Source organism: Streptomyces odonnellii, from assembly GCF_000981895.1.
GTDB lineage: Bacteria > Actinomycetota > Actinomycetes > Streptomycetales > Streptomycetaceae > Streptomyces > Streptomyces odonnellii.
In genome coordinates this window covers 1-3,746 of sequence record NZ_LATD01000429.1, presented here as the reverse complement: position 1 = coordinate 3,746, position 3,746 = coordinate 1, and the positions used below count along the sequence as shown (strand labels likewise).

Here is a 3,746-nt window from a genome sequence, read left to right as displayed (position 1 = left end):
GAAGAGGTGTCCCAGCCGGGCGTGCGCGAAGCGGATCCAGTGCCGGGTGGAGGGAAAGCCCAGCAGGACCTGGGCAACCGCCAGGCACAGCAGTTCGGCGTCCGTCAGTTTCGGAGGTCGCCCGATCCGGCGACAAGGCGCCACATGGTCGTCGATGAACACGTACAGTGCCGCCAGAAGGGCGTCCAGGTTTGTCGTCACACACGAACCAACGGGCGCCCTTCGCCATAGTCGCGGCCAGCACAGACATCGGACTCATTCATCTAGCTGTCGAAGCCCAGTCCGAGCCGGTCCATCGTGCGCAGCCAAACGTTGCGCCGGCCGCCCCGGGCGTCCGCGCGGGCCAGCGACCACTTGGTGAGGCCGATCCCCGCCCAGGCCGCGGGCTCGGGCGGGAACGGCAGCGGCTTGCTCCGTACCATCTCCAGCTCCGTGCGCTCGGTCCGCTCGCCCGCCAGCAGATCGAGCATCACCTCCGCGCCGAAGCGGGTCGCCCCGACCCCGAGGCCGGTGTATCCGGCGGCGTACGCGACCTGGCCGTCGTACGCCGTGCCGAAGAAGGCCGAGAAGCGCGAGCAGGTGTCGATCGCCCCGCCCCAGGTGTGGCTGAAGCGCACCCCCGTCAACTGCGGGAAGCAGGTGAAGAAGTGGGCGGCGAGCTTGCGGTAGGTCTCGGGCCGGTGGTCGAGACCGGCGCTGAGCCGCCCGCCGTACGGATAGACCGCGTCGTAGCCGCCCCAGAGGATCCGGTGGTCGGGGGTGATGCGGAAGTAGTGGAACTGGTTGGCGCTGTCGCCGAGCCCCTGCCGGTTCCGCCAGCCGACCGCGGCGAGCTGGTCCTCCGTCAGCGGCTCGGTCATCAGGGCGTAGTCGTAGACCGGGACGGTGTACGGGCGCACCCGCCTGACCAGCGAGGGAAAGACATTGGTGCCGAGTGCCACGTGCCGCGCGAAGACCCTGCCGTGCGGTGTACGGACGGCCATCCCGGCACCGGACCGCGGGACTCCGGACCGTACGCCCGAGAGCCTCGCCGCACCGGACAGCACACCACCGGCCCGCACGCCACCCGGCCGCGCGCCGGAAGACCCCGCGTCGCGCGGCCTCACCCGGGCCAGCTCCAGCCCCCGGGTGTGCTCGTAGATCCGTACCCCCAGCTCCTGGCAGGCCCGTTTGAGCCCCCAGGCGAGCTTCGCCGGATGCAGCATGGCCACCCCGCGCCTGTCCCACAGCCCGCCGAGGAAGGTGGGCGAGTCCACCTCGGCGCGCACCGCCTCCCGGTCCAGCAGCTCAAGTCCGGTGAGACCGAGCGCGGTTGCCTCCTCGTACCGCTCGCGCAGCTCCTCAAGCTGGTACGGCTCGGTGGCCACATCGATCTCGCCGGTCCGCTCGAAGGCGCAGTCGATGCCGTAGCGGGCGACCGCCGCCTCGATGGCGTCGAGATTCCGCTCGCCCAGCTCCTCCAGCCTGTGCAGCTCGTCCGGCCAGCGGGCCAGCCCGTTGCTGAACCCATGGGTGAGCGAGGCGGAGCAGAAGCCGCCGTTGCGGCCCGAGGCGGCCCAGCCCGCCTCGCGGCCCTCGATCAGGACGACATCGCGCTCGGGATCGCGCTCCTTGGCGAGGAGCGCGGTCCACAGGCCGCTGTAGCCGCCGCCCACGACCAGGAGGTCGCAGTGTTCGTCGCCGATGAGGGCGGGCAGCGGCGCGGGCCTGCCGGGGTCGTCCAGCCAGTACGGGACCGGCCGGGCGCCGGAGAGCGCGTTCAGGGCGGTACGCATGGCACCTGGGGCCATGTCTGCCAACTCCTTCGGAAACGTTCGGAGGCGACTACGGAAGTGGCGGTGCGGCTACCGGACGGCGGTCTTCTTCCGCCGGCCGCTGACGAGTTGTCCGCCCACCACCATCAGTACGGCGACGACGAACATGGCCGTACCGATGACATTGATCTGTACGGGTGTGCCGCGCTGAGCCGAGCCCCAGACGAACATGGGGAAGGTCACGGTCGAGCCGGCGTTGAAGTTGGTGATGATGAAGTCGTCGAAGGAGAGGGCGAAGGCGAGCAGCGCGCCCGCCGCGATCCCGGGGGCGGCGATCGGCAGCGTGACACGTACGAAGGTCTGCACGGGCCCCGCGTAGAGATCCCGCGCCGCCTCCTCCAGCCGCGGGTCCATCGACATGACCCGCGCCTTGACTGCCGTTACCACGAAGCTCAGACAGAACATGATGTGCGCGATCAGCACGGTCCAGAAGCCCAGCTGCGCGCCGAGGTTGAGGAAGAGGGTCAGCAGCGAGGCGGCCATCACGACCTCGGGCATCGCCATCGGCAGGAAGATCAGCGAGTTGACCGCGCCGCGCGCCCGGAACCGGTAGCGCACCAGCGCGAACGCGATCATCGTGCCGAGGACGGTGGCGCCGAGGGTCGCCCAGGCGGCGATCTGGAGCGAGAGGGTCAGCGAGCCGCACAGATCGGCGACACCGCAGGGGTCCTTCCAGGCGTCCAGTGAGAAGCGCTGCCAGGAGTAGTTGAAGCGTCCTTCGGGCTTGTTGAAGGAGAAGACCATCACCACGACATTGGGGACGATCATGTAGCCGAGCGTCAGCAGGCCGCCGATGACCACCAGATTGCGCCGGACCCAGCGTCCCGTATCCGTCAGAACACCCATCAGACCAGGTCCTCCGTCCCTGCGCGGCGGATGTAGAAGGTGACCACCAGCAGGACGACCGCCATGAGGATGAAGGAGAGCGCGGCGGCCGTCGGATAGTCGAGGACCCGCAGGAACTGTGTCTGGATCACGCTGCCGACCATCTTGGTGTCGGTGGAGCCGAGCAGTTCGGCGTTGACGTAGTCGCCGCTCGCCGGGATGAAGGTGAGCAGGGTGCCGGAGACGACCCCCGGCATCGAGAGCGGGAAGGTCACCTTGCGGAAGGTGGTGAAGGGTCTGGCGTAGAGATCGCCCGCGGCCTCGTGGAGCCGGCCGTCGACACGCTCCAGCGAGGTGTAGAGCGGCAGGATCATGAAGGGCAGGAAGTTGTACGTCAGACCGCAGACGACCGCCATGGGGGTGGCCAGGACACGGTCGCCCTCGGTCCAGCCGAGCCAGCTCGTCACATCGAGCACATGCAGCGAGTCCAGGACGCCGACGACCGTGCCGCCGTCCGCGAGGATCGTCTTCCAGGCGAGCGTACGGATCAGGAAGCTGGTGAAGAACGGCGCGATGACCAGGACCAGCAGCAGATTGCGCCAGCGGCCCGCCTTGAAGGCGATGAGATACGCGAGCGGGTAGCCGAGCAGCAGACAGAGGACCGTGGCGGTGCCCGCGTACAGCAGCGAGCGCAGGAACTGCGGGTAGTACTCCTGGAGCGCGTCCCAGTAGGTCCGGAAGTGCCAGGTGACCTCGAAGCCCTGCTCCAGGGAGCCGGTCTGTACGGAGGTCGATGCCTGGTAGACCATCGGCAGCGCGAAGAAGACCAGCAGCCAGAGGATGCCGGGCAGCAGCAGCCAGTACGGTACGAGCCGCCTGCGCGCCGGCGTTCCGCGCGGGGGCGGCGCGGGCTCGGCGGCGGGCGGTACGGGCGCGGCGGGCGGGGCTTCCGTGGTCGTCACGAGACCTCCTCGGCCACGGCCCCGGTGCCCGCGTCGATGTCCATGGCGGCGTCAAGGCCGAAGCTGTGCGCGGGATTCCAGTGCAGGACGACCTCGGCGCCCGGGCCGAGGCGCCCGTCCCGCTCGATGTTCTGCGCGTAGACCT

3 protein-coding genes and 2 pseudogenes are annotated in these 3,746 nt (G+C 69.4%); all 5 read right to left on the bottom strand.

Features of this window, described 5'->3' with window-relative positions; translation table 11 throughout:
- A pseudogene (locus WH07_RS31865) lies at nt 1-201 on the bottom strand (IS982 family transposase); the annotation flags it as partial.
- Between the two features lie 62 nt (nt 202-263).
- Nucleotides 264-1,790 (bottom strand): NAD(P)/FAD-dependent oxidoreductase, encoded by a 1,527-nt coding sequence (locus WH07_RS38310; protein ID WP_046507873.1) that lies wholly within the window; start codon nt 1,788-1,790, stop codon nt 264-266.
- A 54-nt stretch (nt 1,791-1,844) separates the two neighbouring features.
- Entirely contained in the window at nt 1,845-2,660 is an 816-nt protein-coding gene (locus WH07_RS31855; RefSeq protein WP_046507871.1) for an ABC transporter permease, read from the bottom strand.
- A complete protein-coding gene (locus WH07_RS31850; RefSeq protein ID WP_046507869.1) occupies nt 2,660-3,601 on the bottom strand; it encodes an ABC transporter permease in 942 nt (313 codons plus the stop codon). The genes WH07_RS31855 and WH07_RS31850 overlap by 1 nt, the downstream gene beginning before the upstream one ends.
- Nucleotides 3,598-3,746, bottom strand: a pseudogene (locus WH07_RS39160) (spermidine/putrescine ABC transporter ATP-binding protein); the annotation flags it as partial. The pseudogene WH07_RS39160 and the gene WH07_RS31850, both read right to left, overlap by 4 nt.

Excerpts from the sequence above, each read along its gene's own strand:
- WH07_RS38310 (WP_046507873.1), bottom strand. The coding sequence starts at position 1,790 with ATGGCCCCAGGTGCCATGCGTACCGCCCTGAACGCGCTCTCCGGCGCC.
- WH07_RS31855 (WP_046507871.1), bottom strand. The coding sequence starts at position 2,660 with ATGGGTGTTCTGACGGATACGGGACGCTGGGTCCGGCGCAATCTGGTG.